23 protein-coding genes are annotated in these 26,176 nt (G+C 71.2%); 10 read left to right on the top strand and 13 right to left on the bottom strand.

Translation table 11 applies throughout. The features are described from left to right. Positions 1-51 precede the first annotated feature (51 nt). Positions 52-660 (top strand): TetR/AcrR family transcriptional regulator, encoded by a 609-nt coding sequence (locus CYL12_RS07815; protein WP_101846992.1) that lies wholly within the window; start codon positions 52-54, stop codon positions 658-660. On the opposite strand, the gene paaZ is transcribed toward CYL12_RS07815, so the two are convergent. From paaZ to CYL12_RS07775, 8 genes are all read right to left on the bottom strand, one after another. Continuing rightward, positions 557-2,827, bottom strand: a complete 2,271-nt coding sequence (paaZ, locus tag CYL12_RS07810; RefSeq protein WP_233486861.1) for a phenylacetic acid degradation bifunctional protein PaaZ — start codon at positions 2,825-2,827, stop codon at positions 557-559. The genes CYL12_RS07815 and paaZ overlap by 104 nt on opposite strands. Positions 2,828-2,841: 14 nt before the next feature. Continuing rightward, positions 2,842-3,717, bottom strand: a complete 876-nt coding sequence (locus CYL12_RS07805; protein WP_101846990.1) for a 3-hydroxyacyl-CoA dehydrogenase family protein — start codon at positions 3,715-3,717, stop codon at positions 2,842-2,844. Continuing rightward, on the bottom strand, positions 3,714-4,460 hold the full coding sequence (locus tag CYL12_RS07800; protein ID WP_199399208.1) for an enoyl-CoA hydratase/isomerase family protein: 747 nt from the start codon (positions 4,458-4,460) through the stop codon (positions 3,714-3,716). Before CYL12_RS07800 ends, CYL12_RS07805 begins: the two co-directional genes overlap by 4 nt. Further along, positions 4,457-5,647 (bottom strand): thiolase family protein, encoded by a 1,191-nt coding sequence (locus CYL12_RS07795; protein ID WP_101846988.1) that lies wholly within the window; start codon positions 5,645-5,647, stop codon positions 4,457-4,459. Before CYL12_RS07795 ends, CYL12_RS07800 begins: the two co-directional genes overlap by 4 nt. Before the next feature lie 119 nt (positions 5,648-5,766). Next, on the bottom strand, positions 5,767-7,086 hold the full coding sequence (locus CYL12_RS07790) for an MFS transporter (protein WP_101846986.1): 1,320 nt from the start codon (positions 7,084-7,086) through the stop codon (positions 5,767-5,769). A 135-nt stretch (positions 7,087-7,221) separates the two neighbouring features. Beyond that, positions 7,222-8,637 (bottom strand): dihydrolipoamide acetyltransferase family protein, encoded by a 1,416-nt coding sequence (locus CYL12_RS07785; protein ID WP_101846984.1) that lies wholly within the window; start codon positions 8,635-8,637, stop codon positions 7,222-7,224. Continuing rightward, positions 8,634-9,665, bottom strand: a complete 1,032-nt coding sequence (locus CYL12_RS07780; protein WP_199399207.1) for an alpha-ketoacid dehydrogenase subunit beta — start codon at positions 9,663-9,665, stop codon at positions 8,634-8,636. The genes CYL12_RS07785 and CYL12_RS07780 overlap by 4 nt, the downstream gene beginning before the upstream one ends. After that, positions 9,662-10,774, bottom strand: coding sequence for a thiamine pyrophosphate-dependent enzyme (locus CYL12_RS07775; protein ID WP_101846982.1), 1,113 nt, complete (start codon positions 10,772-10,774; stop codon positions 9,662-9,664). The genes CYL12_RS07780 and CYL12_RS07775 overlap by 4 nt, the downstream gene beginning before the upstream one ends. A gap of 150 nt (positions 10,775-10,924) precedes the next feature. Between CYL12_RS07775 and CYL12_RS07770 the strand changes: the two genes are divergently transcribed. The 4 genes from CYL12_RS07770 to CYL12_RS07755 all read left to right on the top strand — a co-directional run bounded on the left by CYL12_RS07770 (position 10,925) and on the right by CYL12_RS07755 (position 16,304). Then, entirely contained in the window at positions 10,925-11,362 is a 438-nt protein-coding gene (locus tag CYL12_RS07770; RefSeq protein ID WP_199399206.1) for an Lrp/AsnC family transcriptional regulator, read from the top strand. Positions 11,363-11,688: 326 nt separating this feature from the next. Further along, on the top strand, positions 11,689-13,287 hold the full coding sequence (locus CYL12_RS07765) for an HNH endonuclease signature motif containing protein (RefSeq protein ID WP_101846980.1): 1,599 nt from the start codon (positions 11,689-11,691) through the stop codon (positions 13,285-13,287). A gap of 48 nt (positions 13,288-13,335) precedes the next feature. Then, positions 13,336-14,814: an aldehyde dehydrogenase family protein gene (locus tag CYL12_RS07760; RefSeq protein ID WP_233486860.1), complete on the top strand. Its 1,479-nt coding sequence runs from the start codon at positions 13,336-13,338 to the stop codon at positions 14,812-14,814. 2 nt (positions 14,815-14,816) lie between these two features. After that, complete coding sequence (locus CYL12_RS07755) at positions 14,817-16,304, top strand: GMC family oxidoreductase (RefSeq protein ID WP_101848722.1); 1,488 nt, start codon at positions 14,817-14,819, stop codon at positions 16,302-16,304. A gap of 15 nt (positions 16,305-16,319) precedes the next feature. On the opposite strand, the gene CYL12_RS07750 is transcribed toward CYL12_RS07755, so the two are convergent. Then, entirely contained in the window at positions 16,320-16,931 is a 612-nt protein-coding gene (locus CYL12_RS07750) for a TetR/AcrR family transcriptional regulator (RefSeq protein ID WP_101846977.1), read from the bottom strand. 150 nt (positions 16,932-17,081) lie between these two features. Here CYL12_RS07750 and CYL12_RS07745 point away from each other — a divergent pair, with 150 nt between their 5' ends. The 5 genes from CYL12_RS07745 to CYL12_RS07725 are packed head-to-tail and all read left to right on the top strand — an operon-like array spanning position 17,082 to position 22,804. Next, entirely contained in the window at positions 17,082-18,086 is a 1,005-nt protein-coding gene (locus tag CYL12_RS07745) for an ABC transporter substrate-binding protein (RefSeq protein ID WP_101846975.1), read from the top strand. 4 nt (positions 18,087-18,090) lie between these two features. Continuing rightward, the gene (locus CYL12_RS07740; RefSeq protein ID WP_101846972.1) at positions 18,091-18,870 is read left to right on the top strand and encodes an ABC transporter permease; all 780 of its coding nucleotides are present in this window, start codon (positions 18,091-18,093) and stop codon (positions 18,868-18,870) included. After that, on the top strand, positions 18,870-19,706 hold the full coding sequence (locus CYL12_RS07735) for an ABC transporter permease (RefSeq protein ID WP_101846969.1): 837 nt from the start codon (positions 18,870-18,872) through the stop codon (positions 19,704-19,706). Before CYL12_RS07740 ends, CYL12_RS07735 begins: the two co-directional genes overlap by 1 nt. Next, positions 19,703-20,491, top strand: coding sequence for an ABC transporter ATP-binding protein (locus CYL12_RS07730; protein WP_101846967.1), 789 nt, complete (start codon positions 19,703-19,705; stop codon positions 20,489-20,491). The genes CYL12_RS07735 and CYL12_RS07730 overlap by 4 nt, the downstream gene beginning before the upstream one ends. Next, complete coding sequence (locus tag CYL12_RS07725) at positions 20,492-22,804, top strand: arylsulfatase (protein WP_101846965.1); 2,313 nt, start codon at positions 20,492-20,494, stop codon at positions 22,802-22,804. A gap of 93 nt (positions 22,805-22,897) precedes the next feature. On the opposite strand, the gene CYL12_RS07720 is transcribed toward CYL12_RS07725, so the two are convergent. Genes CYL12_RS07720 through CYL12_RS07705 form a run of 4 tightly spaced genes read right to left on the bottom strand, consistent with a single transcriptional unit; the run spans position 22,898 to position 26,149 of the window. After that, entirely contained in the window at positions 22,898-23,269 is a 372-nt protein-coding gene (locus CYL12_RS07720; protein WP_101846962.1) for a DUF202 domain-containing protein, read from the bottom strand. A 13-nt stretch (positions 23,270-23,282) separates the two neighbouring features. Then, entirely contained in the window at positions 23,283-23,639 is a 357-nt protein-coding gene (locus tag CYL12_RS07715; protein WP_101846960.1) for a YidH family protein, read from the bottom strand. Positions 23,640-23,664: 25 nt separating this feature from the next. Beyond that, positions 23,665-25,308, bottom strand: coding sequence for an amidohydrolase (locus CYL12_RS07710; RefSeq protein ID WP_101846958.1), 1,644 nt, complete (start codon positions 25,306-25,308; stop codon positions 23,665-23,667). Position 25,309: 1 nt separating this feature from the next. Continuing rightward, positions 25,310-26,149 (bottom strand): molybdenum cofactor biosynthesis F family protein, encoded by an 840-nt coding sequence (locus CYL12_RS07705; RefSeq protein WP_101846956.1) that lies wholly within the window; start codon positions 26,147-26,149, stop codon positions 25,310-25,312. Between the last annotated feature and the right edge of the window lie 27 nt (positions 26,150-26,176).

Raw genomic sequence — 26,176 nt, 5'->3', positions numbered from 1 at the left:
TCGGCGTCGACCTCCGCGATGCGCGCGGCGGGCGGTGCGAGACTGAGGGGGATGTCCGAGATGCAGACCACGCGGCGCGGCCGCCCCGGGTACGACCAGCAGGGGATCCTCGCCGTCGCGGTGGCCGCCTTCAACGAGCACGGCTACGACGCGACCTCGATCGGGATGCTCGCGGAGCGCCTCGGGCTGTCGAAGTCGGCGATCTACCATCACTTCGGGTCGAAGGACGAGATGCTCGACCGCGCTCTCGACAGCGCCCTCGGCGGACTGGAGGCCGTGGTCGACGCCCCGCTCCCGGACGGTGCGGAAACGACCGACGCCGTCGCCCGCCTGGAGCACGTGCTCCGCGGGGCCGTGCATGTGCTCGTGGACCAGCTCCCCGCGGTGACGCTGCTGCTGCGCGTGCGCGGGAACACCGACGTCGAGCGCCGCGCCCTCACCCGGCGGCGGGCGTTCGACCGTCGCATCACGGCCCTCGTCGCGGAGGCGCAGGCCGAGGGCGCCCTGCGCTCCGACATCGACGCGGCCGTCGTGGCCCGCCTGACGTTCGGCATGATCAACTCGATCGTCGAGTGGTACCGCCCCGGCGGTCGTGAGGGCGCCGATCGCCTCGCCGACGACGTCGTCGCGATCGCCCTCGACGGCCTCCGCCACCCCTGACCCGCGAGCCCCCGTCTTCGCGCCGAGGCCCCGCCCTCTCCGCGTCGGAAGGGCGGGGCCTCGACGAGTACCCGGGGTCTCGGGGGCAGGCGGGGGTGAGCTCCTTCGCGACGAGAGTCAGGACGTCGTAGGTCGCGACGAGCTCGTCGTCCTGGTTCTTCAGGACCGCGTCCCAGCGCACCTCGCCGTACTCGTCGGTCTCCCGCGGCGTGATCTGCTTCGCGGTGAGCTCGACGCGGATCTCGTCGCCGGGGGAGACCGGGGTCACGAAGCGCAGGTTCTCCAGCCCGGAGTTCGCGAGCACGGGACCGGGAGCCGGGTCGACGAAAAGCCCCGCCGCCCACGACACGAGCAGGTAGCCGTGGGCCACGCGTCCGGGGAAGAAGGGGTTCGCCGCCGCCGACGCCTCGTCCATGTGCGCGTAGAAGGTGTCGCCCGTGAACGCCGCGAACGTCTCGATGTCGTCGAGGGTGACGGTGCGTGAGGGGCTGACGACCTGATCGCCGATGCGCAGCTCCGCCAGCGACTTCCGGAAGGGGTGCACGCCGTCGTCGGTGTCGAACGGGCGGGCCGAGGCCCCCTGGTGCCAGACACCGGTGAGCGCGGTCATCATCTCCGGGGAGCCCTGCACCGCCGTGCGCTGCATGTGGTGCAGCACCGCGCGGATGCCGCCGAGCTCCTCGCCGCCGCCCGCGCGGCCGGGGCCGCCGTGCACGAGGTTCGGCAGCGGGGAGCCGTGTCCGGTCGAGCTGCGGGCGTCGTCGCGGTCGAGGAAGAGCACGCGACCGTTGTACGCCGCGATCCCCGCGGCCAGCGTCGTCGCGACCTCCGGGTCGTGCGTCGCGACACTCGTCACGAGCGAGCCGCCGCCCCGGGCCACGAGTGCCGCTGCCTCGTCCAGCGTGCGATACCCGAGGATGCTGGAGACGGGGCCGAACGCCTCGATCTCGTTCACGGCCGGGCTCGTCGCATCGGCGAAGCGCAGGAGCATCGGGGCGACGAACGCGCCGTCCTCCGCGGGGCCCTCGCTGCCGTCCGCACGGCGGATCGTCGGCGTCTCGGGGGAGCCGATGACGAGTTCGCCGCCGCCCTCGCGGAGTCGCGCCACCTGTCGGAGCACCTCGTCGCGCTGGGCCGTCGAGGCGAGCGGCCCCATCGTCACGCCCTCGGCGCGCGGGTCGCCCACGACGATCCGCGCGGCGAGCCGGTCGCGCACGGCGGCGATCACGTCGTCCACCGCATCCTCGGGCACGATCGCCCGCCGGATCGCGGTGCACTTCTGCCCGGCCTTCGATGTCATCTCCGCGACGAGCTGCTTCACGTAGGCGTCGAACTCCGGGGTGCCGGAGGCCGCGTCCGTGCCGAGGACCGAGGCGTTGATCGAGTCGGTCTCGCTGGTGAAGCGGACCCCGCCGGTCTGCACCGCGTCGTGCGCCCGGAGCCGCTCGGCCGTCGACGCGGAACCGGTGAACGCGACGAGGTCGCCGAGGCGGAGATGGTCGAAGAGGTCCGGCACACTGCCGGACACGAGCTGCAACGATCCCTCGGGCAGCAGACCGGACTCCACCATCACGCGCACCATGGCCTCGGTGAGATAGCCGGTGGGAGTGGCGGGCTTCACGACCGTGGGGACACCGGCGAGGAAGGCCGGCGCGAACTTCTCCAGCGAGCCCCACACCGGGAAGTTGAAGGCGTTGATCTGCACCGCCGCCCCGGGCAGCCGGGTGTAGATGTGCCGACCGAGGAAGGAGCCGTCTCGCGACAGGTTCTCCACGGCGCCGTCGACGTAGACCTTCGCGTTCGGCAGCTCGCGGCGGCCCTTGCTGGAGTACGCGAAGAGCACGCCGATGCCGCCGTCGATGTCGACCCAGGAGTCCTGCGCGGTGGCGCCGGTGCGGCTGGAGAGCGCGTACAGCTCCTCCTTGCGGGCGGTCAACGCGAGCGCGAGCTGCTTGAGCAGGACGGCGCGCTGGTGGAACGTGAGCTCCCCGAGCGCGGCCTGACCGGTGGTGCGCGCGAAGTCGAGCGCCGCGCCGAGGTCGAGGCCGGCGGTGGAGACGCGGGCCACCGTCTCCCCGGTCGAAGCGTCGCGCACCTCGGTGGCGTCCGCGTCGGAGGCGGGCGTCCACCAGGAGCCCTGCACGTAGCTGGGGAGGATCTCGGTCATGGGGGTTCCCTTCATCAGTCGTCCCATTCGTAGAAGCCGCGTCCGCTCTTGCGGCCGAGGTGCCCCTCGGCGACGAGGCGGCGCAGCAGGGCAGGGGGTTCGAAACGCGAGCCGAGCTGTGCCGCGAGGTACTCGGCGATGCCGAGCCGGACGTCCAGCCCGACGATGTCGGTGAGTCGGAGCGGTCCCACGGGGTGCTTGTAGCCCAGGGTCATGGCCGCGTCGATGTCGGCCGCGGAGGCGACGCCGTCCTCGAGCATCCGGATCGCCTCGAGGCCGAGGGCGACGCCCAGACGCGACGACGCGAAACCCGGGGCGTCGGCGACGACGATGGGCGTCTTCCCCAGCGCGCGGACCCAGGAGGCCGCGTCCGCGACGAGAGTCTCCGCGGTCGCGCCGCCACGGACCACCTCCACGAGGGTCGAGGCGGGCACCGGGTTGAAGAAGTGCATCCCGAGGAAGCGCTCGGGGCGGTCGAGCACCGCCGCGAGCTCGTCGATCGAGATGGACGACGTGTTGGACGCGAGGGCCGCATGGTCGGCGAGGTGGCGCTCGACCCGGGTGAGGGCGTCGATTTTCAGCGACAGCTCCTCCGGCACGGCCTCGATGACGAGGGCGCAGTCCGCGAACAGTGCGGCGTCGGTCCCGGTCGCGAACCGGGCCCGGTACGCCTCGGCGGTCTCGATCGCCGTGCCACGGGAGAGCGAGGCGTCGATCGACCCGTGCACGCGAGCGGCGGCGGCCGCGGCGGCGTCGCCGTCCCGCTCGACGACGGTCACGGGGGATCCGGCGAGGAGGAACGCGTGGGCGATGCCGGCGCCCATGCGTCCGCCGCCGAGCACGCCGACGCGGGCCGGGGCTGCGGCTTCGGGGGAGGAGGGCGTGCTCATCGGTCTCTCCGTTCCAGGAAGGCGGTCATGCGGCGGTGCTTCTCCGGGCTCTCGAACAGCGCGGCCTGCTCCTCCAGGTCGACCGCGGGGTGCTGGTCGCGCGGCGCCCGGAACACCCGCTTGGTCGCCATGGTCGCCGCGGGGTCGTTGCGGGCGATGCGGTCGGCGACCGCGTGGGCGGCGTCGAGGAGGTCTGCGGGTTCGTGCAGCGAGGAGACGAGACCGATGCGGAGGGCCTCCTCGGCGTGCACCGTCCGGCCCGTCAGCAGCAGCTCGATGGCGCGGGCGTCGCCCACGATCTCCTTGAGGCGCCAACTCGCTCCGGCGGCGGCGAGGATCCCCAGGCCGGTCTCCGGGTTGCCGATCTTCAGCGTCGGCGTCGCGAGGCGGATGTCGGCCGCGTAGGCGAGTTCCGCGCCACCGCCGAGCGCGTAGCCGTCGATCGCGGCGATCACGGGCATCGGCAGCTGCGCGACGCGGACGAACGCGTGGGCGTTGATGCCGCGACGGGCGTCGTCGGCGCGACGGTCCCGGAGCTCGGCGATGTCGGCGCCCGCCGCGAACACCCCGTCGGCGCCGATGAGGATGAGCGTACGCGGCGTCTCCTCCAGCTCGGCGCACAGCGCGTGCAGGGCGTCGATCGTGGCCTGGTCGATCGCGTTGCGCTTGTGCGGACGGTTCAGGGTCGCGACGACGCGGTCCGCGGTGCGGGTGACGAGCAGCGGCTCGTCCGCGCCCCTCACACCTTCTCCAGGATCACGGCCGCGCCCTGGCCGACGCCGACGCACATCGTGGCGAGGCCGTAGCGCGAGTCCTCGCGCTCCATGCGTCCCATCAGCGTCACGAGCAGGCGCGAGCCGGACGAGCCGAGCGGGTGGCCGAGAGCGATGGCGCCGCCGTCGGTGTTCACGCGGTCCTCGTCGAGGCCGAGCCGCCGGATGCAGGCGAGCGACTGGGAGGCGAACGCCTCGTTGAGCTCTACGGCGCCGATGTCGTCGAGGGAGAGTCCCGAGCGGCACAGCGCCTTCTCCGTCGCGGGGACCGGGCCGAGTCCCATGATCTCCGGAGCCAGGGCGGCGGAGGTGCCGACGACGATCCGGGCGCGGGGTGTCAGGCCGTGGCGCTCGACGGCTTCGGCGCTCGCCACGAGCACGGCCGAGGCGCCGTCGTTGAGGGCGCTGGAGTTGCCGGCCGTGACGACCTCTCCGCCGGCCACGACGGGACGGAGGCGCGCGAGCACCTCAAGGGTGGTCTCGGGGCGAGGGCCCTCGTCGGCGAGCACCTCGCCGTCGCGGACCGGCACGCCGACGATCTCGGGCGCGAAGCGGCCGGCGGCGATCGCGGCGGCGGCGCGCTGCTGCGATCGCACGGCGAAGGCGTCGGCCTCGGCGCGCGTGATGCCGTCGACGCGGGCGACCTCCTCCGCCGTCTCCGGCATCGTGAAGGTGGCCTTGTCCCGCGCGGTGAGGTGCGGGTTCGGGAAGCGCCAGCCGATGGAGGTGTCGAAGGCGGCTCCGGGCTTCGCCCACGCCTTCTCCGGCTTGGCCTGCACCCAGGGGGCGCGGGTCATGGACTCGACGCCGCCGGCGACGAGGAGATCGGCGTCGCCCGCGCGGATCGCCTGCGCGGCCATGGTGACGGCGGACATCCCGGAGGCGCACAGGCGGTTGACCGTGATGCCCGGCACGGTGTCGGGGAGACCGGCGAGGAGCACCGCCATCCGGGCGACGTTGCGGTTGTCCTCTCCGGCCTGGTTGGCGGCGCCGAGGATGACCTCGTCCAGCTCCGTACGCGCCGGGTCGAGCCCGGCGCGGCGCACGGCCTCGCCGACGACGAGCGCCGCGAGGTCATCGGGACGGACGGCGGAGAGGGTGCCGCCGTAGCGGCCGACCGGGGTGCGGACCCCTCCGACGAGGTAGGCCTCTGGCATGCGGATCTCCTGACTTCGTCGTCCTGGTGTGGTCCGGGAGCGGCCGGTCGTGAATTACTGACCGATCGTAAGGTAATTATGGCACAGGCATACGGCCGGCCGCGATCCCGGACCAGGAGTCAGACGCTGAGATCCACGCCCTTCGTCTCCTTCACCAGCGAGACGCCGATAAGCGAGATGATCGACGCGACGGCGATGTACACGCCGATCGTCCACGCGGCGTGGAACTGGTTCAGCAGCGCCTCCGCGATCATCGGTGCGAACGCGCCGCCGAGGATGGCCCCGAGGGCGTAGCCGATCGAGACGCCCGAGTAGCGCACGTTCGCGGGGAACATCTCGGCGTACAGCGCCGCCTGCGGGCCGTACGAGAGTCCGAGCGCGAACGTCATGACGAACAGGGCCACGAAGTACCAGACGATGTTCGCGGTGTCGATGAGGAACCACATCGGGATGGCCCACACCGCGAGGGCGACGTACCCGATCTGGAACGTGCGGATGCGGCCGAGGCGGTCGGACAGCGCGCCGCCCCACAACGTGAAGATCAGCCAGCCGAACGAGGCGAGCGTGGTCGCCAGCAGCACCGGCGGGCGCTCCATGCCGAGACCCGTCACCGCGTACGTCGCGAAGAAGGCGATCAGCAGGTAGCCCGCGGCGTTGTTGGCGATGAAGATGACGGCCGTGAGCACGACCTGCTTCGTGTGCGCCCGGAAGAGCTGCCCGAGCGGCGCCGAGGCCTCCTTGCGGCGGCGACGCAGGTCTTCGAACACGGGGCTCTCGTCGACCGCGCGACGGATCACGTAGCCGACCGCGATGAGCACGATCGAGAGCAGGAACGGGATGCGCCAGCCCCACTCGAGGAAGGCCTCGGGGGACATCGAGCTCGTGAGCGCCCAGAGGGTGAAGGTGGCGAGGATCATGCCGACCGGCACGCCGATCTGCGGGAAGGCGCCGAAGAGGCCGCGGCGCGCCGACGGGGCGTGCTCGACGGCCATCAGTGCTGCCCCGCCCCATTCGCCGCCGGCCGAGAAGCCCTGCAGGATGCGCAGGAGGATGAGCAGGATGGGAGCGGCGACGCCGATGGCGGCGTACGTCGGCAGCACGCCGATGAGGGAGGTGGACAGCCCCATCATCACGAGGGTGAAGACGAGCATCTTCTTCCGGCCGAGCTTGTCACCCAGGTGTCCGGCGATGATCGCGCCGAGCGGGCGGAAGAGGAACGAGATGCCGATGGTCGCGAAGGAGAGCACCTGGGCGAGCCCGGGGCTCGACTCCGCGATGGGGGCGAGGAAGAGCGGGGCGAGCACGAGGCCCGCCGCCTGGGCGTAGATGAAGAAGTCGTACCATTCGATCGACGTCCCCACGAGGGTGCCGGCGAGGACGCGCCGTTCCTCGGCGGGCATCCTTCCGGTCGACGAGGCGGCTGCGGTGGCTGAGGTCATGCGAACTCCGTTGTTCTGCGAGGGGGGAGCGCCGACGCGGGTACGTCGGCGACGACTTACCGAATGATCGGTCAGTAATCGCCGAGCGTAGCGTATCGGCGCTCCGCCCACGAGGGTTCGCCGCCCGGGCCGACCTCAGACCCGCCCGAAGGCGCGGAGCGGATGCTCGATGAGCTCCACCACGCGGCGGAGGAATCCGGCCGCATACCCGCCGTCGCAGACCCGGTGGTCGAACACGAGCGAGAGCTGGACGATGCGACGCGGCACGATCGCCCCGTCCACGACCCAGGGGCGCTCGATGATCCGTCCGATGCCGAGGATCGCGACGTCGGGGTGGTTGATGATCGCCGCGGAGCCGTCGACGCCGAGCCCGCCGTAGTTGTTGAGGGTGAAGGTCGATCCGCGGAGCCGCTCGGGCGGCAGGGTGCCGGCGCGCGCGGTGGCCGCGAGCTCGCGCAGGGCGGCGTCGAGGTCGGCGACCGTGAGCCGGTGCGCGTGCGCGACGACCGGGACGAGGAGACCGCGTTCGGTGTCGGCCGCGACGCCGAGGTTCACGCCGTCGAACGAGATCAGCTCGGAGCCGTCGTCGCTGAGCCGCGAGGCGAGCACCGGGTAGTCCTCCAGTGCGAGCAGCACGAAGCGCGCGAGCAGCGCCGTGATCGACGGGGCCTTCGCGCCGTCGGGAGCCATCTGCCCGCGGAGGTCCCAGAGCTCGGTGGCGTCGACGTCGACCCACACGGTGGCCTCGGGGATCTCCGAGCGGCTGCGGGCGAGCCGGGCGCTCACGGTACGGCGCAGCGAGGACAGGCGCTCGCGGCTGCGGACCGGGAGGCCGTCGATCTCGCCGGTGGAAGCGGTCGCGGAGGTCGGCGCCGGGGCCGCGGCGACGCCGTCCACGGCGTGGTCCACGGCGGCGCGCAGCACGTCGGCGCGGGTGATCGCCCCGTCCGCTCCGGTGGGGGAGATCGCGTGCACGTCGAGGCCCAGGTCGCGGGCGAGGCGGCGCACGAGCGGCGACCGCACGGCGACCGGCGCGGGTCGCGCGGGCTCGCGGGAGGCCGGTGCGGGCGACGCCGGAGCGGTCGCGGGGGCTGCCAGTGCGGGCGCTGTCGAGGCCGGTGCCGGCGTGGGGCGTGGCGCCGCGGGGCGCCGTCGCCGGCCCGTCGAGGCCGACGCGGACGTGCCGTAGCCGATGAGGACGTTGCCCGATCCCGCGCGCTCCTCCTGCCGGTACGCCTCGTGCTCCGGCTGCGCGGCGGGGGTCTCCGGCGCGGACGCGGTCTCCTCGCTTCCGGGGTCGGCGACTTCCAGCACCGGGGCCCCGACGTCGATGGTGTCGCCGGGGGTGCCGTGCAGGGCGATCACGACTCCGGCGAACGGCGAAGGCAGTTCCACGACGCTCTTCGCGGTCTCGACCTCGGCGATCGCCTGGTCGGTCGTGATGGTGTCGCCGACGGCCACCAGCCACTGCACGAGGCCGGCCTCGGTGAGCCCCTCGCCGAGGTCGGGCAGGCGGAACACGCGGGCGGCGGTCTTCACAGGGGTGCTCATACGTCGTCCTCCCAGTGCAGCGTGTCGATCGCGTCGAGCACCCGATCGACGTCCGGCAGGTACCAGTGTTCGAACTTCGGCGGCGCGTACGGGGTGTCGAACCCGGTCACCCGCCGCACCGGCGCCTCCAGGTACTCGAAGCAGCGCTCGAACACCCGGGCCTGGATCTCGGAGGCGACGCTGACGAATCCCGGGGCCTCGGCGATCACGACCGCGCGTCCCGTGGACCGCACCGCCGCGGTGACCGTCTCGTCGTCGAAGGGGGAGAGGGAGCGCACGTCGACCACCTGCACGCTGCGTCCTTCGCCTGCGGCGACCTCCGCCGCCTCCAGCGCGAGCGGCACGGAGGCTCCGTACGCGAGGAGGGTCACGTCGGTGCCCTCCCTGGCGATGCGCGCCGCGCCGATCTCCGCGGTCACCGCGGTGTCGACCTCGCCCTTCGACCAGTAGAGCTTCTTGGGCTCGAGGAAGACCACGGGATCGGGCGAGACGATGGCCGCGCGGAGCAGCGAGTAGGCATCCTGCGGGGTGGACGGGCTCACGACGGTGAGGCCGGGCGTGTGCGCGTAGTACGCCTCGGACGAGTCGCAGTGGTGCTCCACGCCCCCGATGCCGCCGCCGAACGGGACGCGGATCACGAGCGGCATGCGCATCCCGCCGCGGGTGCGGTTGCCGAGCTTCGCGACGTGGCTGACGATCTGCTCGAACGCGGGGAGGGCGAAGGCGTCGAACTGCATCTCGACCACGGGGCGCATCCCGTTCATCGCCATGCCGACGGCGGTGCCGATGATGCCGGACTCCGCGAGCGGGGTGTCGAAGCAGCGGTCCTCGCCGAAGCGGGCGGTGAGCCCGTCGGTGATGCGGAACACGCCGCCGAGGGCTCCCACGTCCTCTCCGAACACGACCACGTCGCGGTCGGCGGCGAGGGCGTCAGCGAGGGCGCGGTTGAGAGCGGCGGCCATGGTCATGGTCGTGACGCTGCCGGCGTCCGTCGGGGCGACGGACGTCTCGTGCTCGGCGATGGTCATCGGGGGCCTCCGGTCGTCATCGTCTCGGCGGGGTGGGAACGCTCGATCTCGTCGCGGAGGAGCCGCCACTGCTCCTCGCGCTGCGGTGAGCGGGTGGCGGTCACGAAGCGGAAGAGGTCTTCCGGGTCGAGCTCCGCATCGGTGTTCAGGGCGGTGCGCATGGCGGCGGCGATCTCCTCCGCGCCTGCCGCGAAGCGCGTCTCGGCCTCGTCGTCCAGGGCGCCGGTCGCGGTGAGGTGCGCGCGCAGGCGGAGCAGCGGATCGCGGGCGAGCCAGGCCTGCACCTCCTTGCGTTCGCGGTAGCGGGTGTCGTCGTCGGCGTTGGTGTGCGCCTGCATGCGGTACGTGTGGGCCTCGACGAGGGAGGGGCCCCCGCCGGCGCGGGCGCGGTCGACGGCCTCCGTGAGTACCGCGAGGACCGCGGCCACGTCGTTGCCGTCGACGCGCTGTCCCGGCATACCGTAGCCGATCGCCTTGTGGGCCAGAGAAGGGGCGGCGGTCTGCCGGGAGAGGGGGACCGAGATCGCGAACTCGTTGTTCTGCACGAAGAACACGACGGGTACGTGGAACACCGCCGCGAAGTTCATCGCCTCGTGGAAGTCGCCCTCGCTCGTCGCGCCGTCGCCGCAGAGCGCGAGCACCACGGTGTCCTCGCCGCGGTGCTTCGCCGCCTGCGCGAAGCCGACCGCATGCAGGAGCTGGGTCGCGAGCGGGGTGGCCTGCGGGGCGACGCGATGCGCGCGGACGTCGTAGCCCGAGTGCCAGTCGCCCTTGAGGAGCACCATCGCCTCCGCAGGCGCGACGCCGCGGGCGATCACGGCGACCGAGTCGCGGTAGGTGGGGAAGAGCCAGTCGGTGTCGCCGAGCACCATCGCCGCGGCCACCTGGCAGGCCTCCTGACCGTGCGACGACGGGTAGACCGCGAGGCGGCCCTGGCGCACGAGCGCACCGGCCTGATCGTTGATGCGACGGCCTTCGACGAGGCCGCGGTAGGCCGCCAGCAGGACGTCGGGGGCGGGGAGCGCGTAGGTCTCGTCGGGGAGGGTGGTCCCGTCCTCGGCGATCAGTCGTACCGCGGTGTCCCGCGGGAGCATGTCATGGGGGTGCATCCGTCCGCCTTCCTTGCCGAACTCGATGAGGACAGCATGCCGCGCGTGCGACAGTCATCCAAGATCCACCGCGGGATCGTGGACGATTGCTCGCGACGTGCCACAATGGCTTCCGAAATGTCAGGATTTCCCGGACGGGAGAGGGGTGCCATGGCGGCGCTGGACGAGACGGATCGCGCGATCCTCGCGGAGCTGCGGCGGGATGCGCGGGCGTCCATGACCGCGATCGCCGAGGCGGTGCACATCTCCCGGGCGGGGGCGCATGCCCGCATCAAGCGGCTCACCGACGCCGGGGTGATCACGGGGTACACCGTGCGCACCGACCCCGTGCTGCTCGGGCACCACGCGAGCGCCTATGTCGCGCTCGCGATCGAGCAGGCCACCTGGCAGGAGGTGAGCGCGCGGCTCCGGGCGATCCCGGAGATCGAGCACATGGCGCTCGTCGGCGGCGACTTCGACGTGCTGCTGCTCGTGCGCGCGAACGATGCCCGCGACCTGCGCCGCATCGTGCTGGAGGACATCCAGGCGATCCCGTCGATCCGCTCGACGCGGACGATCCTGATCTTCGAGGACTTCGACCGGGCGTGACGGTTCTCTCCCGCGATCGGGGTCGTTGGGGTGCGGCGGGCGCCGGTGCTGCGGGTCGGGGGTGGGTGCGGGTTTCTTGCCGGCGGTACGGGGGTCTCGGTGGATGCCGGGGCGTAGGTGGGGCGTAGGTGCTGCCGGGGGTGCGGGTTCTTGCCGGGAAACAGCGACTTTCGGCGGCGGCATGCGGTGCGGATGTTGTTGTGATGTGGAGGGTTGATCACGGGTCTGTTCGTGTGCAGGAGGAGTCCTTCGCGCGTATTGGAATATCGCTCTGAACAGGGGTAATCGGGTCTCCCAATGTCGGTGGCCCTCTGTTGAATCGTCGTATGGAAAGCACCCCGGCAGCGGTTCTCGACGACACGGTCGTCGCTCTCGACGCCGTGTTGCAGTCTGGCGCCGTGGGCGCTCTCGATGTCGGGGAGATGATGGACCTGCTGCGGGTCGCGGGCGAGATCCAGCGACGCGTGGAGGCCGTGATCGTGGACGCGGTGGCGAGCGTCGATCCGCGTCCGGCGGGGTCGGGAGAGCCGGCGTTCTGCGGGCGGTTCGGCTGCCGCTCGATGAACGAGCTGCTGCAGCGTGTGCTCCGCACGGACGGAGCGTCCGCCGGGCGCCTGGTGAAGGGCGCGCGGTTGGTGCGGCGCGAGGTCGATCTCTCCTCCGGGGAGTGGCTGCCGGCGCGGTGGCCGGCACTGCGCGAGGCCCTCCTCGACGGGGCGATCGGCGTGACCGGGTTGCTGGCGGCGACAGCGCCGATCGAGCAGGCCGGCCCTCGCGTGCGCCTCGCCGACCGCTGGGAGGCCGACGCGTATCTCGCGGAGGTCGCGCGGGGCGAGGAGAGCGACGACGACGAGAACAGTGATGACGCCGAGAACGAGCCCGGTCCGGCGCCGACGCCCGAGGATCTGCGGGTGCGGGCGCAGCTGATCGTGCAGTACCTCGACCCCGACGGCGCGGAGCCCGCGGAAGACATCGCGCTGCGGGCTCGGGGTGTGGTGCTGGGGCGCGCCAAGGACGGCGTGATCCCGGTCCGGGGCGCGCTGCTGCCCGAGGTCGCGGGGCAGCTGCAGCGGATCTGGGACGCGTATCTGAACCCGAAGGTCGACGGGCCGCCGCTGCCGGGCGTCCACTTCGTACCGTCGGAAGTGTGTGACGACGCTGCGGGGGAGCAGCAGGCACCGGTCTCCCCGGATGACGATGTGCTCCCCTCCGGCGACGTCGGTGGGATGGTCGACGGGCGCACGCGCGCGCAGAAGCAGCACGACGCGCTCGCGGCGGCTCTGGGGATCGCGGCCCGGCACGACGATATGCCGCGGCTGGGCGGTGCCGCGCCGACACTCGTGGTCACGGTCGCCGCCGAGGACTACGTCGCGGGGCGCGGTTGGGCGCGGGTCGAGGGGGTCGAGACACCGGTGTCGACCCGGGTGGCCGCACACACGGCGTGCGGAGGGACGGTCCAGCGGGTCGTGTTCGGGGCCGGTGGGAGGATCGTCGGGCTCAGGTCGAGCGACCGGATCTTCACTTCCGCGCAGCGTCGGGCGATCGGCGTGCGGGACGGTGAGTGCCTGATCCCCGGGTGTCACGTCCCCGCCGCCTGGTGCGAGATCCACCACGTTACGGAGCACGCGCACGGGGGTCCGACCCACACCGACAACGGGGTCGCGCTGTGCTGGCACCACCATCGCACATTGGACACCTCGGGGTGGCAGATCCGCATGCGAGGGGGAGTGCCACAGGTGCGAGGGCCGGCGTGGTGGGATCCGAGGCGACGATGGCGCACGCCGCGCCCGGCGCTTCCCGGCTCCGCGGAGCGGAAGGGGGCCCGATTCGCTCACGCGGGACCGGCGCGGGAGCGCATCCTTCGCGCGGGGACATCTCCGGCGCGCTCCGCGACAAGTATGCCGGCAACGGCCGACCGAGAATGAGAAGAAGACCGGCGTCCGCGCCGTGACCCGCTCGAAGGAGAGACACCGATGTCCGATTCCGCCGTTCCCGTAGCCGTCGACTCCGGATCCACCGATTCGGCGGCATCCGCCGCCGCGGCGCTGCTCGACCGCATCCAGCCCCCGCACGGCGAGGGTCGCGAGATTCCCGATGCTGCGACGCGGGAGGTCATCGGTCGGGCTCCCGTCGCCACGGTCTCCGACCTCGATGCAGCCATCGCCCGTGCGAAGGCCGCGCAGCCTGCGTGGGAGGCGCTCGGACACGAGAAGCGCAGCGAACTCCTGCTCGCCGCGGCAGACGCCATCGATGCGAACGCCGAGGGGCTGGCCTACCTCCTGTCGCGGGAGCAGGGGAAGCCGCTCAACGGGCCCAACGCGCGGTTCGAGCTCGGCGCCTGCTCGGCCTGGCTGCGTACCAACGCCACCACCGTCCTCGAGCCGCAGGTGCTCGTCGACGACGAGACGCTGCACGCGGAGCTCGTCTACAAGGCGGCCGGCGTGGTCGGTGCCATCGGGCCGTGGAACTGGCCGCTCATGATCACGATCTGGCAGATCGGGCCGTCGCTGCGCATGGGCAACACGGTCGTCGCGAAGCCCAGCGAGTACACACCGCTGAGCGTGCTGGCGATGCTCGCCGTGATGAACGATGTGCTGCCGGCCGACGTCCTCATCGGCATCTCCGGTGACCGTGAGGTGGGCGCCCGCCTCGCCTCGCACCCCGACATCGCCAAGATCATGTTTACCGGCTCCACCGCGACCGGGCGCCGCATCATCGAGAGCTCCGCGGGCAACCTGGCGCGCCTCACGCTGGAGCTGGGCGGCAACGATGCGGGCATCGTGCTCCCCGGCACCGATCCCTCCGCGATCGCGGAAGACCTCTTCTGGGGTGCGTTCATCAACACCGGACAGACCTGCGCCGCCATGAAGCGCCTCTACGTGCACGACTCCGTGTACGACGAGGTCGTGGACGCGCTCGCCGCGATCGCCGCGCAGGTGCCGATGGGCAACGGGCTCGACGAGGGCAACGTGCTCGGACCGCTGCAGAACCGCCCGCAGTTCGACATCGTCAGCCGTCTCGTCGACGATGCGCGGAGCCGCGGCGCCCGGATCGTCACGGGTGGCGAGCCGGCCTCCGACCTCGGCGAGTTGTTCTACCGGCCCACCATCGTGGCCGATATCGACAACGATGCGGCACTCGTGCAGGAGGAGCAGTTCGGTCCCGCGCTTCCCGTTATCCGCTACAGCGACGTGGACGAGGCGTTCGCGCTCGCGAACGCCCTCGACGTGGGCCTCGGCGCCTCCGTGTGGGCCAGCGACCCCGAGGAGGCCCGCGCCGTCGCCGCGCGCATGCAGTCCGGCACGGTGTGGATCAACTCGCACGGCGGCCTGCACCCGATGGTGCCGTTCGGTGGCGTGAAGAGCTCGGGCTACGGGTTGGAGTTCGGCGTCGAGGGCCTCAAGTCCGTCGCCGTCACCCAGGTCGTCTCCGGACCCGGCCGGAAGGCGTGACCGTGGCGGGCGCGAACAGCGGGGTCCGCTCCGCCATCGTCGTCGGAGCCGGCACCTTCGGGGCCATCGTCGCCCGGCGACTCACCGATGCCGGTGTCGCGGTGACGCTTGTCGAGGCCGGCGGCTACGACACGAATCCCGCCATCCACGACCCGTCTCGGGCGGGGGAGCTCTGGCATTCCGCCGAGGACTGGGACTTCTTCACCGTGCCGCAGCCGCACGCCGCCGGTCGTCGTCTCCATCTTCCGCGCGGGAAGGTCACTGGCGGGTCGCACGCACTGAACGCGATGATCTGGGTGCGCGGCGCCGCCTCCGACTACGACGCGTGGGAGGCGGCAGGCGCGACGGGGTGGGGCTGGGCCGAGGTCGAGCCGATCTACGACGCGATCGAGAACGATCTGCTGCCCGTCACCGACGACTACGCGCTCTCGCCCATCCAGGCCTCGATCATCGACGCCGCGGTGGAGGAGGGGCTGCCGCGCAACCCGAATTACAACGGGGGCACGCTCGATGGGGTCTCTCAGGAGCAGGTCACGATCAAGGACGGCCGGCGCGTCAACACCTGGACCGTGTACGCGCAGCCGGTCGCCGATCGGATGACCATCCTCACCGGTCGCGCCGTCCACTCCGTGATCGTGCGCGACGGGCGCGCGGTCGGCATCCGGCTGGGCGAAGGCGACGAGACCGAAGAGGTGTTCGCGGACGAGGTCATCCTGTCGGCGGGCGCCCTCGGCACGCCCGTCATCCTGCTGCGCTCGGGCATCGGTCCCGCGGCCGACCTGACCGCGCTCGGCATCCCCGTCGTGCACGACGCTCCCGGTGTGGGCAAGAACCTGCACGACCACCTCCTGTCGCCTGTCATCTTCGCGACGGAGAAGAAGCCGGTGGGGCCGCCGCAGCCCGGGGTCTCCGTGACGCAGAGTCACCTGTTCTGGCGCAGCCGCGACGGCCTGGCGCAACCGGACACGCAGCCCATCCACTTCTCCGTGCCGATGTGGGGCGACCTGGAACCACGCGGCACGGACGGGTTCACGCTCATGGCGGGACTCGTGACGCCGTACAGCCGCGGCGAGCTGCGCCTCACCGGGCCCGGACTCGACGACCTACCGCACATCGACCTGGCCGCGCTGGAGGATCAGCGCGACGTCGATGCCCTGGCCGCCTCCGTGCGCCAGTGCCGCCGCATCGGCGCACAGCCTGCGCTCGCCGAAGAGTGGGGTGCGCTCGAGGTCTACCCCGGGCCGGAAGTGACGGACGACGACGTGGAGGAGTGGGTACGGCGTACCGCCATCACCTACCACCACCAGGTCGGCACCTGTCGCATGGGCTCCGACCCGGAATCCGTTGTCGACCCGCAGCTCCGAGTACGCGGGATCGAAGCGCTCCGGGTGATCGACGCCTCGGTCATGCCGACCGTCCCCACCGGCAACACCAACGCGCCGGCCGCGATGATCGGCGAACGCGGAGCCCGGTCCATCCTGGGCGGGTGAGAGCGGACTATGCGGTCAGCGGGAGGGTGGGACGTGCGATCGACGCAGTGTGGCCAGCAGGGCGGCGAGAGCGTCGTCCAGGCGACCGTCCCCCGCGGAATCGGGCATCAGCACGGAGATCATCTGCCAGCCGGCGTTGCGCGACGCGATCTCGTTGACCGCGGTGTCGATGTCCACGCCGGCGGCGAGCTCGCCGTCTTCCTGCGCCTCGACCAAGCTCCGGCGGAACAGCTCCCGCCAGTGCAGGTTGTTGACGCGGTGGATACGGGTGACCTCCTCGTCCTGGGAGGCGTGGTCCCAGAACGCGATCACGACCTTCGCCCACAGTGGTCCGGAGGGGCTGTAGGGGAGGATCTCCCGGCAGATCCGCTCCAATGCCGCGAGACCGCGGACCCCCTGGATCTGGCGCTCGATGCGATCGTTGGCCTGGGTGTAGAGGCGGAGGAACGCCGCGGTGAGCACGCTGCGCTTGTCGGGGAAGTAGCGCGCGATCGCGCCGTGGGCGTAGCCGGCCTCCGTCGCGATCTCGCGCATCGTGAGGCTGTCGAACCCGACGCGGATGATGACCTTGATCGCGGCGTCGGCGATATGGACCCGGCGTTCCTCATGGTCGACGATCTTCGGCATCGTTCTCCTTCGTTCCCTTCAGCCTCTTTCATTTGGCCTTTATAGTCACCGATTGGTGACGAACGTAACGCGATCGTAACCCTCTGTGCGTATAGCGCGAGTACGATCTTTAAAATCACCAGCCGGTGACTAACTCAAGGAGGAGTTCTCATGAACCGCATTCGCTCGACCCGACGAGCCGCTGGTGTGATCACTGCCGTCGGCGTGCTTGCGCTCGCCGCCTGCAGCGCGACCCCGGCCGATCCCTCCGGCGCCGCCGACGGCGAACTGACCACTCTGAAGGTCGCGACGATCGGGCTCGTCTCGGACGGGGCTTTACTCGTGGGTCAGGAGCAGGGATTCTTCGAGGACGAGGGCCTCCGGGTCGAGACCTCGGTGGTGGCCAACCCCCCGGCGGGGCTCGCCGCCGCGCAGGGCGGTCAGGTCGACATCGCCTATGCGCCGAGCATTCCCCTTCTGAACGCGCTCGCCTCCGGAGTCCCGTTGCGGGTCGTCGCCCCGGCGGATGGGTACGTCGACGGTGCCGCCGCCGCTGAGGATCCGGCCGCCGTGGACGACACCGGCCTCTACGCCTCCGCCGCGAGCGGCATCACCGAGATCGCCGATCTGGAGGGCGCGACCATCGCGATCCCTGCGAGGAAGGCTCAGCTCGAAGTGGTCGTCTCCGACGCGCTCGACGGTGAAGGCGTGGACCCCTCGTCCGTCGAGTGGGTGGTTCTGGACTTCACCTCGGCAGTCGCCGCCTTGCAGAGCGGGGCCGTGGACGCAGCCGGCCTCGTGAGCCCCTTCACCAGTGAGGCCGCCGCTGCGGGAGCGACGTTCGTCTCCGCCCCCTCGGTGGCCTTCTTCGAGGAGGGCAGCGTGGGCCTCTGGACGGCGGGAGAGGGGACGGTGTCGGCGAAGAGCGACGCGATCGCGGCGTTCCAGCGCGCCGTAGCGCGCAGCAACGCCTATGCGAACGAGCACCCCGAGGAGGCGATCCAGGCGGGCATCGATGCGACCGGCTCCGCGCTCGACGTCGAAGACATCAAGCTCCCGTTCTGGCCCGCTCAGGTGGTCCCTGAAGAGCTGGACCGGGTGAACGAGAAGCTCGTCGCCCTAGGGTTCCTGCCCTCGCCGGTCGACCTGCAGGACGTCCTCGTTCCCGCGGAGTGATCCCATGACCCGCATCTCCTTCCTTCCGCCCGCCATCGGAGCAGCCGGCGTCGTCGCGGCGCTGGCGCTCTGGGAGTGGGCAGCCACGCTCGGCCCCCTCGCGGACTCCCCGCTTCCGGCGGCGACCGCCGCGCTCGGCGAGGCGGTCCGCCTCCTGGGCGTGCCCACCACCTGGGTCGCGCTCGGCGACACCCTGACCATGGCCGTCCTCGGACTCCTCCTCGCGATCTTGTTCGGCGTGGTGCTCGGAGTCGCGATCGGTACCTCGCCCCTCGCCATGCACGCGACGCGCGTGCCGCTGGAGTTCCTGAAGCCGATCCCGCCCATCGTGATCCTTCCGGTCGTGGTCCTCGTCCTCGGGCCGACGTTGAGCATGGGCGTGTTCCTGGTGTTCTTCGGCTGCTTCATCGCCATCGCCGTGCAGGCGTCGGCCGGGGTCTTCGACACCGACCCCGTGGCCCGTGCGACCGGACGTTCCTACGGCATGGGTCGCGGCGAGATCCTCGCGCGGATCGTGCTGCCCAGCGCCCTGCCCTACATCGGCACGGCGGTACGGGTTGCCGCTCCCACCTCCCTCGTCGTCGCGGTCGTCGCCGGCCTGCTCGGCGGGGGCCCCGGTCTCGGGCAGAGCCTTCTGCTGTCGCAGATCTCCGGGAATCAGGAGCAGCTCTTCGCCTATGTCCTGATCCTCGGCGTCCTCGGGCTGCTCGTGCAGGGCCTCAGCCAAGGGGCCGAGCGGCGAATGCTGCACTGGCACCCGCAGTACCGGAAGCAGGTTGCGTGATGAGTCTGACCACCTCGATCCAGACGCCGTCGCGCCTTGCGCGTCGGAGGGGCCAGGGCGGCCTTCCCCGCGGTGTCCTCGTGGCCGCCGAGATCATCGTGCCCATCCTGCTGCTGTGTGGGTGGTGGATCGCCTCGGCCGCGTCGACCAACCCGTTCTTCCCCCCGCTGCAGGTCATCCTCCAGCGACTGTGGCGGCTCGCGCAGACCCCGACGTTCCTCCTCGACGTGGCTTCCTCCGTGGGCAATCTGGTGCTGTCGTTCGTCCTCGCGAGCGCGATCGGCGTGTTGCTCGGGCTTCTCCTCGGTCTCGTCCGCCCGCTGAGCTGGCTCGTGGAGCCGACGGTGCACTTCTTCCGGGCCATCCCTCCCGTGGCGCTCGTCCCGATCTTCGTCAGCCTGATCGGTTTCGGCACCGAGACGCGGATCCTGTCCATCACGCTGGCCGCGGTCTTCCCGATCCTCATCTCCACGATCGACGGGGTGCGGGCAGGCGAGCCGACGCTCGACATGGTGAGCCGCGTCTATCGGTTCTCCGGCCCCGAACGCCTGTTCTCGGTCATGCTCCCTGCGGCGAGCCCGCGCATCCTCTCGGGGATGCAGGTGAGTCTCATCACGGCGTTCGTCGTGATGATCGCGAGTGAGATGCTCGGGTCCTCCACCGGGCTCGGCGCGGCGACCCTGCTCGCCCAGCAGTCGTTCGCCATCCCCGACATGTGGGCGGGCATCCTCGTGCTCGGCATCATCGGCTACGCCGCGACCGCCCTGTTCACCCTCTTCCGGCGCCGGACGCTGCGCTGGTACATCGCCTCCCAGCAACAGGAGAAGAACGCATGACCGTCATCCAGGAAGCTCCCATCCGGCTGCACGTCGAGGGGCTCGCCAAGTCGTACCGCACCAAGGACGGACTCGTCCCTGTGATCGCCGACCTCACCTTCGACGTCCGGGCCGGGGAGGTGTGCTGCATCGTCGGTCCTTCGGGCATCGGCAAGACCACTCTGTTGAAGTGCCTCTCCGGGCTGCAGGGCATCACGTCGGGCACCGCCGCCATCGACGGTGTGCCCATCGACGGGCCGCCGCCGGAGATGGCGCTGGTCTTCCAGGAGTACACGCGCTCGCTCATGCCGTGGCTGACCGTGGAGAAGAACGTCCGCCTCCCTTTGAAGCACCTTCGTCTTCCCGGCGCGGAACGAGAGGCGCGTGTGTCCGCCGCACTGGCAGCCGTCGGGCTGGCCGGCGCCGAGACGAAGTTCCCGTGGCAGCTCTCGGGAGGGATGCAGCAGCGCGTTGCGATCGCACGGGCCATCGCATACCGGCCGGAGGTGCTCATCATGGACGAGCCGTTCGCCTCCGTCGACGCACAGACGCGCTTCGAACTGGAGGATCTCTGCCTGCGCATCCGCGAGCAGTTCGGCATGACGATCGTCATCGTGACGCACGACATCGACGAGGCGGTGTACCTCTCCGACCGCGTGGTCGTGCTGGGGGAGCGTCCGGCGAAGGTCACCCGGATCATCGACGTCGCCTTCGACGCGCCGCGCGACCAGCTCACCACGCGAGCGCTCCCGGCCTTCGCTGAGCTGCGAACGCAGATCTTCGAACTGATCAGGAAGGCCGGTTGAATGTCGGTATCGCAGAGCCGCGGATACGAGCGTTTCGAGGGCAGAGCGGCCACCTTCACCTCGGACGCGGAGCCCTGGTGGCCGCAGCCGGCCCGTGCCCGCCCGGGAGCGCCGAACGTCATCGTGATGCTCGTCGACGATCTGGGCTTCAGCGACCTCGGGCCGTTCGGGAGCGAGATCGAGACTCCGCGGATCGATGAGCTCGCCGCCGACGGATGGGTGTTCACCAACTACCGCACAGCCCCGATGTGCTCGCCGGCCAGGGCAGCCCTGCTCACGGGGCTCAACCCCCATCGGGCCGGTTTCGGGTTCGTCGCCCATATCGACCCCGGGTACCCGGGATTCTCGTGCGAGCTGCCGGCTGCGGCGCCCACCCTCGCTGAGTCGCTGCGGGCCGGTGGTTATGCGACATTCATGGTGGGCAAGTGGCACCTGACGCTGGAGTCCCGGCTGCACGACGGCGCCGACCGCAGCACCTGGCCCCTGCAACGCGGCTTCGACAGGTACTTCGGCAGCATGGACGGCTTCACATCCCTGCATCATCCGCATCGGCTCGTGCAGGACAACGCGGTCGTCGACATGCGCGAGTACCCGGAAGGCTTCTTCCTCACCGATGAGCTCACGGACCGCGCCATCGGGATGATCGACGATCTCCGGGTAAACGATCCCGACCGCCCATTCTTCCTCTACTACGCGCACACCTCGGTGCACGGACCGATCCAGGCGAAAGACGCCGACATCGCCAAGTACCGGGGGCGATACGAGGCGGGCTGGAATCGGATGCGCGAGGAGCGCTTCGCTCGGCAGCGGGCACGCGGCATCGTGCCGCCTTCCGCCGCGCTCCCCGCCGAAGCGATCGCGGACGGCAGCGACATCCCGTCTTGGGACGAGTTGGATGTTCAAGACCAGCGCTTGTTCGCCCGACACATGGAGGTCTATGCGGCGGCCGTCGACGAGATCGACCAGAGCGTCGGCCGCCTGCTCGACCGCCTGGAGCGCAGCGGCGAGCGGGAGAACACGATCGTCGTGATCGCGAGCGACAACGGGGGCACGGCCGAGGGGGGCCCGACCGGCACCCGCAGCTACTTCGCGCAGTTCGGCGCACACGGCGCGCTGCCGGAAGGCTGGGTCACGGATGTGCCGAGGGCTGTCGAGGAGATCGGCGGACCGCGCCTGTGCGGCCAGTACCCGACCGGCTGGGCGCGGGTGTCCAACACGCCCTTCCGCTCCTTCAAAGCCACGACATACGAAGGGGGTGTGCATGCCCCGCTCATCATTTCGTGGCCGAACGCTCCGACGACGGGAGGCCTACGCGACCAGTTCGTCTTCGTCTCCGACCTCGCCCCCACGATCCTGGACCTCTGCGGTGTGCCGCCGCTGGAGGAGCGCGGGGGAGAGGCAGCGCTGGAGATGGACGGCGGGAGCATCTCCGCCGTGCTCGCCGATCCCGCGGCGCCCGGCCGCGAAGTGCAGTACTTCGAGTGCGTGGGGCGACGCGCCATCGTCGCGGATGGGTGGAAGGCCCTCTCGACCGTGGCTCCGTCGAAGGAGGAGGGGCCGGAGGGCGGGACCTGGGAACTGTACGACCTCGAGTCGGACCCGACGGAGACGACCGATCTGGCGGCCCGGCATCCGGAGCGTGTTGCGGCGTTGGCTGCGCGCTGGCACCAGGAGGCCTGGAGGAACACGGTCTTTCCCCTCGACGACCTCGGAGACCTCTTCCGTCTGCGTCCCGATACCGAGGAGGCGTTGTCGGCCCCGATCGACCTCGTGCCCTTCCGTCCGCCGCTGGAGCGGTTCCGTTCGTCCAAGCTCACGGTGTTGCGTTCGTTCCGCGTGGAGATCGACCTGTCTATGGACAACACCGCCGCCGGAGTCCTCGTCGCGCACGGCGACCAGGGCGGCGGCTACCTGGTCGCCCTCGATGAGGGGGTGCCGCGTGTGAGCTACAACGCCTATGGACGCATGCACCGGGCACAAGGGACCCGCCTGCCGCGCGGCGAGCACCGCCTCGCGCTCCGCGTCGACGAGCGGGCCGGACTGCGCTGGACGCTCGCGCTCGATGTGGACGGACGCGAGGTGGCGCGGATCCCTGACGTGCCCATGCTCATCGGCATGGCACCCTTCACGGGCATCAGCGTGGGCTACGACTACGGGGGGCCAGTGGATTGGGACCAGCACGAGAAGCACCGTTCGTATCCCTTCCGCGGAGGAGACCTCCGACGGGTGCGCTACGTGCCGGGGGAGCGTTCCCCCTTCGATCCGACCGTTCTCCGGGCGGTGGGCAGGGCGGTCCTGGTGGTCGCCGACTGATCGTGGCCGGCGTCGGCCGCTGAGGGGTCGCCGGCGTCGGCCGCTTCCTCGCGTCGACCGCGTCACGGCGGCGGTGCTCGCGGCCGCCGGCGGTCAGCGCAGCAACGACGTGATGGTCACCACGACGACGGCGACCACTCCGAATCCGGTCGCGAAGACTGTCAGTATCAGCGGGAGCGCGCCGCCCGGGAGGGGTCCGTCCGCGCGCGAGGTGAGCACCGCGGTCGTCCGGCGCTGTCTCCGGCGTGCGGCGACCCACAGCAGCGCCGCCGTCCCGACGCCCAGCACGCCCGGGACCAGCCCCCACCCCTCGGCGTCAGTCGGCAGCACAAGCGGGAAGACCCGCAGCGACAGCAGTGAGCCGACCGCGATCGCGAGGGCCGTACGCCGCCACGCCAGCTCCGTGCGCTCGGGCTGCAGCCCCGGGTCGTAGAGATCGGGCGCCGAAGTGCCGGGGGTGGTCATCCGGGTGGCTCCCTCAGCGCCACAGCACGCCGGCGAGGACGAGCAACCCCGTCGTCACCACGACCACGGCGAGCACCACGGCCGACAACGCGCCCGGCAACGGGCGTCCCTGCCGCAAGGCGCGTTCCGCCCTCATCCATTCCCACCACGCGAGCGGAGCGACGGCTGTGCCGGCGCTCATCAGAAGCAGCGAGGCGGCCAGCCGGAACCCGGGGTGCAGATCGAGCCCGAGGACCTCGAGCGCGACTCCGCCTGCGATCAGCGCCAGGCCGGTCCGGGTCCACGCCAGGAACGTGCGCTCGTTGGCGAGCGAGAACCGGGGATCGGGTTCGTCGCCGACCCGATACACGGAGGCGGGGAAGCGGCGCATGCGCCCATCGTACGGCGTGGCGCGCTCAGCCTCCGTAGACCACACGCCCGGCCAACCACGTCGAGACGACCGAGGTGTGTACGATCTCTTCCGGCGAGCCGCCGATCGCATCCCGTTCCAGGACCACGAAGTCGGCCGATTTCCCGGGGGTCAGGGAACCGGTCTCGGCGCCGAGGCCCATCGCCGTCGCGGCACTGATAGTGAAGACCTCCAGCGCCTCTTCGGCGGAGATCGCCTGCTCCGGCCACAGTGTCCCCGTCGCCCGACCGAGGGGATCGGCGCGGGTCACGAGCCCCTGCAGGCCCTCGAGCGTGTTCGGCGACTCGCTCACCGGCCAGTCCGATCCGCCGGCGACGAGGGCCCCGGCATCGAGGAGCGCACGGTTGGGCTGGGAGTGCTCGGCCCGGTCACCCAGCACGTCCGCCAGCGCCTGGGGGATCACACCCGGGTACCAGATGAACGGGGAGATGTCGGCGGAGACGTCGAGGGCCGCGAGGCGGGGGATGTCGCTCTCCGCGAGGAACTGCCCATGCGCGATCTGCACCGGCGTCGTGAACCCGTCCGCCCGCAGGCGCTCGGTCGCGTCGAGCACGAGGCGCGCGGATCCGTCGCCGGTGCAGTGCACCTTCGCCCCGAGGTCGCGCGCCGCGACGGCCCGGAGCCAGTCGGTGAGCTCGTCGAGGGTCATGGTCGTCTCGCCGTGGAAGTGGGCACCGTGCACCGGGTCGGCCGGATACGGGTCGAGGAAGGAGGCGGTGCGAGCAGGCGGCACGCCGTCGAGGAAGATCTTCACGAAGTCCGGGCGATGGTGCGGCGTGCGGAACTCCTCGCCCCGGTCGAGCAGGGGGGCACCGATGGGATCGAATCCGAAGATCTCGTCGTTGATGAGGAGCGAGGACACCACCCAGGCGTGCAGCTCGTCGGCGCGATCGAGCCCAGCGAGCGCGGCGAGGATGTCGACGGAGACCCCCGCGTCCTGGAACGCGGTGATCCCGAAGGAATTGAGCAGTTCGATGCCGCGGCGGGAGGCGGCGGTGTGCTGCTCCGGGGTGAGTCCGCCACTGCGGTCGTACGCCTCCTGCACCGGGATGCCGGCGGCCTCCAGGAGCACTCCGGTGGGCGTGCCGTCGTCGGCGTCGAGCACCGTCACCCCGGAGGTCGGGACGCTGCCGGCCGTGATGCCGGCGAGCTCCAGCGCCCGGGTGCTGGCCCAGCGGTTGTGGCGGGAGTCCTCCATGAGCGCCACCGGCCGTCCGCCCGCTGCCTCGTCGAGCCGTCGCCGCGTGGCGGTGTTCGCCAGCGTCGGGAGCAGGGTCGTGGCCACGGCGCCGCCGACGATCCACGCATCCTCCGGCAGGGTCTGCGCCTTCTCCCGCACCCGGTCGAGGATCTCGTCGAGCGTGAGAGAAGGGGTAAGAGACAGTTCGAAGAGCTCGGTCCGTCCGGCGAGCGCGTGGTGGTTGTGCACGTCCACGAACCCGGGATACACGGCCGCGTCGCCGACCTCGATCAGCTGCGTGCGGCGGCCCCGGAAAGCCTCCACGTCGGCGCGGTCGCCGACGGCGAGGATCCGTCCGTCTCGTACGGCGAAGGCCTCGGCATGCGGACGGGCGCGGTCCGACGTGCGGATCACGGAACCGGAGACGATGAGGTCGGCGACGTCGGTCATGTCAGGCGTCTCCGAAGGTCGCGGGCTCGAGCGACGGGGTGTGGTGGGTGGTCGACAGCAGGCGGCCATGCGCGCCGAACGTGAAGTGCGTCGGCACCTCACCGCTCTCGTCGAGTCCGAACAGCACGCCGTGGGAGCGGATCGCGTTCACGTCGCGGTGGTCGGCGATCGTCACCGAGGCGCACGGGATCACCTTCTCGCGCCACGCGAAGATGTAGATCCCCGGGCGGACCTCCCACACGCTGTTCTCGTCGGTATCGGCGAGCCCGCGCTCGGGACCGGCCAGGCACTGCCACGAGTACCAGCGCGGGGAGAGGTACACGTGCTCGTAGGCGTGCTCTTCGCTGTAGACCCACTCCACGCGGCGGCCGATGAGTGTGGTCGTGGGAGCGGCTTCGGCGCCGGTGACCGCGGCACCCTCGATGGTGCCGGGGGCGAAGTGGTGCTGCACCCGGGTGCGGCCCTGCTCCGGGGCGGGGAGGATCTCGGAGATCACCGCGAGGGAGCGTCCGTGCCGCAGGTCGAGCACGAGCGAGACGGCCTCGTTCGGGAGGTAGCGGTGGTGGAACTGCACGAAGTAGAGCTCGTCGTCGACCTCGAACGCCTCGTAGTCGTCGGTGTCAGTCGCCGCCTCCGTGGGGTCCTCGGCGCCGGGCTGGTACTCCCAGGCCACCGTCGAATCGTCGAAGCGGTGGACGATGCGGGTACCTCGGGCGTCGACGACGGCGATCTCGCGACCGCTCAGGGCGGTGCTGTGCGGGGCCTTGTTGGCGTCGAAACCGGGGGCGAGGCCTTCCAGTGGCAGCCAGGTGGAGGTGTCGGCGGGGTTCAGAGTGGTCATGGAGTTCCTTCGTTCGAGGGCGGGAAG

Source organism: Zhihengliuella sp. ISTPL4 (genome assembly GCF_002848265.1).
Taxonomy (GTDB): Bacteria; Actinomycetota; Actinomycetes; order Actinomycetales; family Microbacteriaceae; genus Microbacterium.
Note: the sequence above shows the minus strand (reverse complement) of the source record. Positions and strands in the feature narration are given on the sequence as shown.

Bases quoted from the DNA above. Each gene is read 5' to 3' on its own strand.
- CYL12_RS07805 (WP_101846990.1), bottom strand. From the start codon at position 3,717: ATGAGCACGCCCTCCTCCCCCGAAGCCGCAGCCCCGGCCCGCGTCGGC.
- CYL12_RS07745 (WP_101846975.1), top strand. From the start codon at position 17,082: ATGAACCGCATTCGCTCGACCCGACGAGCCGCTGGTGTGATCACTGCC.
- CYL12_RS07790 (WP_101846986.1), bottom strand. From the start codon at position 7,086: ATGACCTCAGCCACCGCAGCCGCCTCGTCGACCGGAAGGATGCCCGCC.
- paaZ (WP_233486861.1), bottom strand. From the start codon at position 2,827: ATGACCGAGATCCTCCCCAGCTACGTGCAGGGCTCCTGGTGGACGCCC.
- CYL12_RS07780 (WP_199399207.1), bottom strand. From the start codon at position 9,665: ATGACCATCGCCGAGCACGAGACGTCCGTCGCCCCGACGGACGCCGGC.
- CYL12_RS07720 (WP_101846962.1), bottom strand. From the start codon at position 23,269: ATGACCACCCCCGGCACTTCGGCGCCCGATCTCTACGACCCGGGGCTG.
- CYL12_RS07765 (WP_101846980.1), top strand. From the start codon at position 11,689: ATGGAAAGCACCCCGGCAGCGGTTCTCGACGACACGGTCGTCGCTCTC.
- CYL12_RS07760 (WP_233486860.1), top strand. From the start codon at position 13,336: ATGTCCGATTCCGCCGTTCCCGTAGCCGTCGACTCCGGATCCACCGAT.
- CYL12_RS07735 (WP_101846969.1), top strand. From the start codon at position 18,870: ATGAGTCTGACCACCTCGATCCAGACGCCGTCGCGCCTTGCGCGTCGG.
- CYL12_RS07795 (WP_101846988.1), bottom strand. From the start codon at position 5,647: ATGCCAGAGGCCTACCTCGTCGGAGGGGTCCGCACCCCGGTCGGCCGC.
- CYL12_RS07705 (WP_101846956.1), bottom strand. From the start codon at position 26,149: ATGACCACTCTGAACCCCGCCGACACCTCCACCTGGCTGCCACTGGAA.
- CYL12_RS07775 (WP_101846982.1), bottom strand. From the start codon at position 10,774: ATGCACCCCCATGACATGCTCCCGCGGGACACCGCGGTACGACTGATC.
- CYL12_RS07730 (WP_101846967.1), top strand. From the start codon at position 19,703: ATGACCGTCATCCAGGAAGCTCCCATCCGGCTGCACGTCGAGGGGCTC.
- CYL12_RS07785 (WP_101846984.1), bottom strand. From the start codon at position 8,637: ATGAGCACCCCTGTGAAGACCGCCGCCCGCGTGTTCCGCCTGCCCGAC.
- CYL12_RS07710 (WP_101846958.1), bottom strand. From the start codon at position 25,308: ATGACCGACGTCGCCGACCTCATCGTCTCCGGTTCCGTGATCCGCACG.
- CYL12_RS07815 (WP_101846992.1), top strand. From the start codon at position 52: ATGTCCGAGATGCAGACCACGCGGCGCGGCCGCCCCGGGTACGACCAG.
- CYL12_RS07725 (WP_101846965.1), top strand. From the start codon at position 20,492: ATGTCGGTATCGCAGAGCCGCGGATACGAGCGTTTCGAGGGCAGAGCG.
- CYL12_RS07740 (WP_101846972.1), top strand. From the start codon at position 18,091: ATGACCCGCATCTCCTTCCTTCCGCCCGCCATCGGAGCAGCCGGCGTC.
- CYL12_RS07770 (WP_199399206.1), top strand. From the start codon at position 10,925: ATGGCGGCGCTGGACGAGACGGATCGCGCGATCCTCGCGGAGCTGCGG.
- CYL12_RS07715 (WP_101846960.1), bottom strand. From the start codon at position 23,639: ATGCGCCGCTTCCCCGCCTCCGTGTATCGGGTCGGCGACGAACCCGAT.
- CYL12_RS07750 (WP_101846977.1), bottom strand. From the start codon at position 16,931: ATGCCGAAGATCGTCGACCATGAGGAACGCCGGGTCCATATCGCCGAC.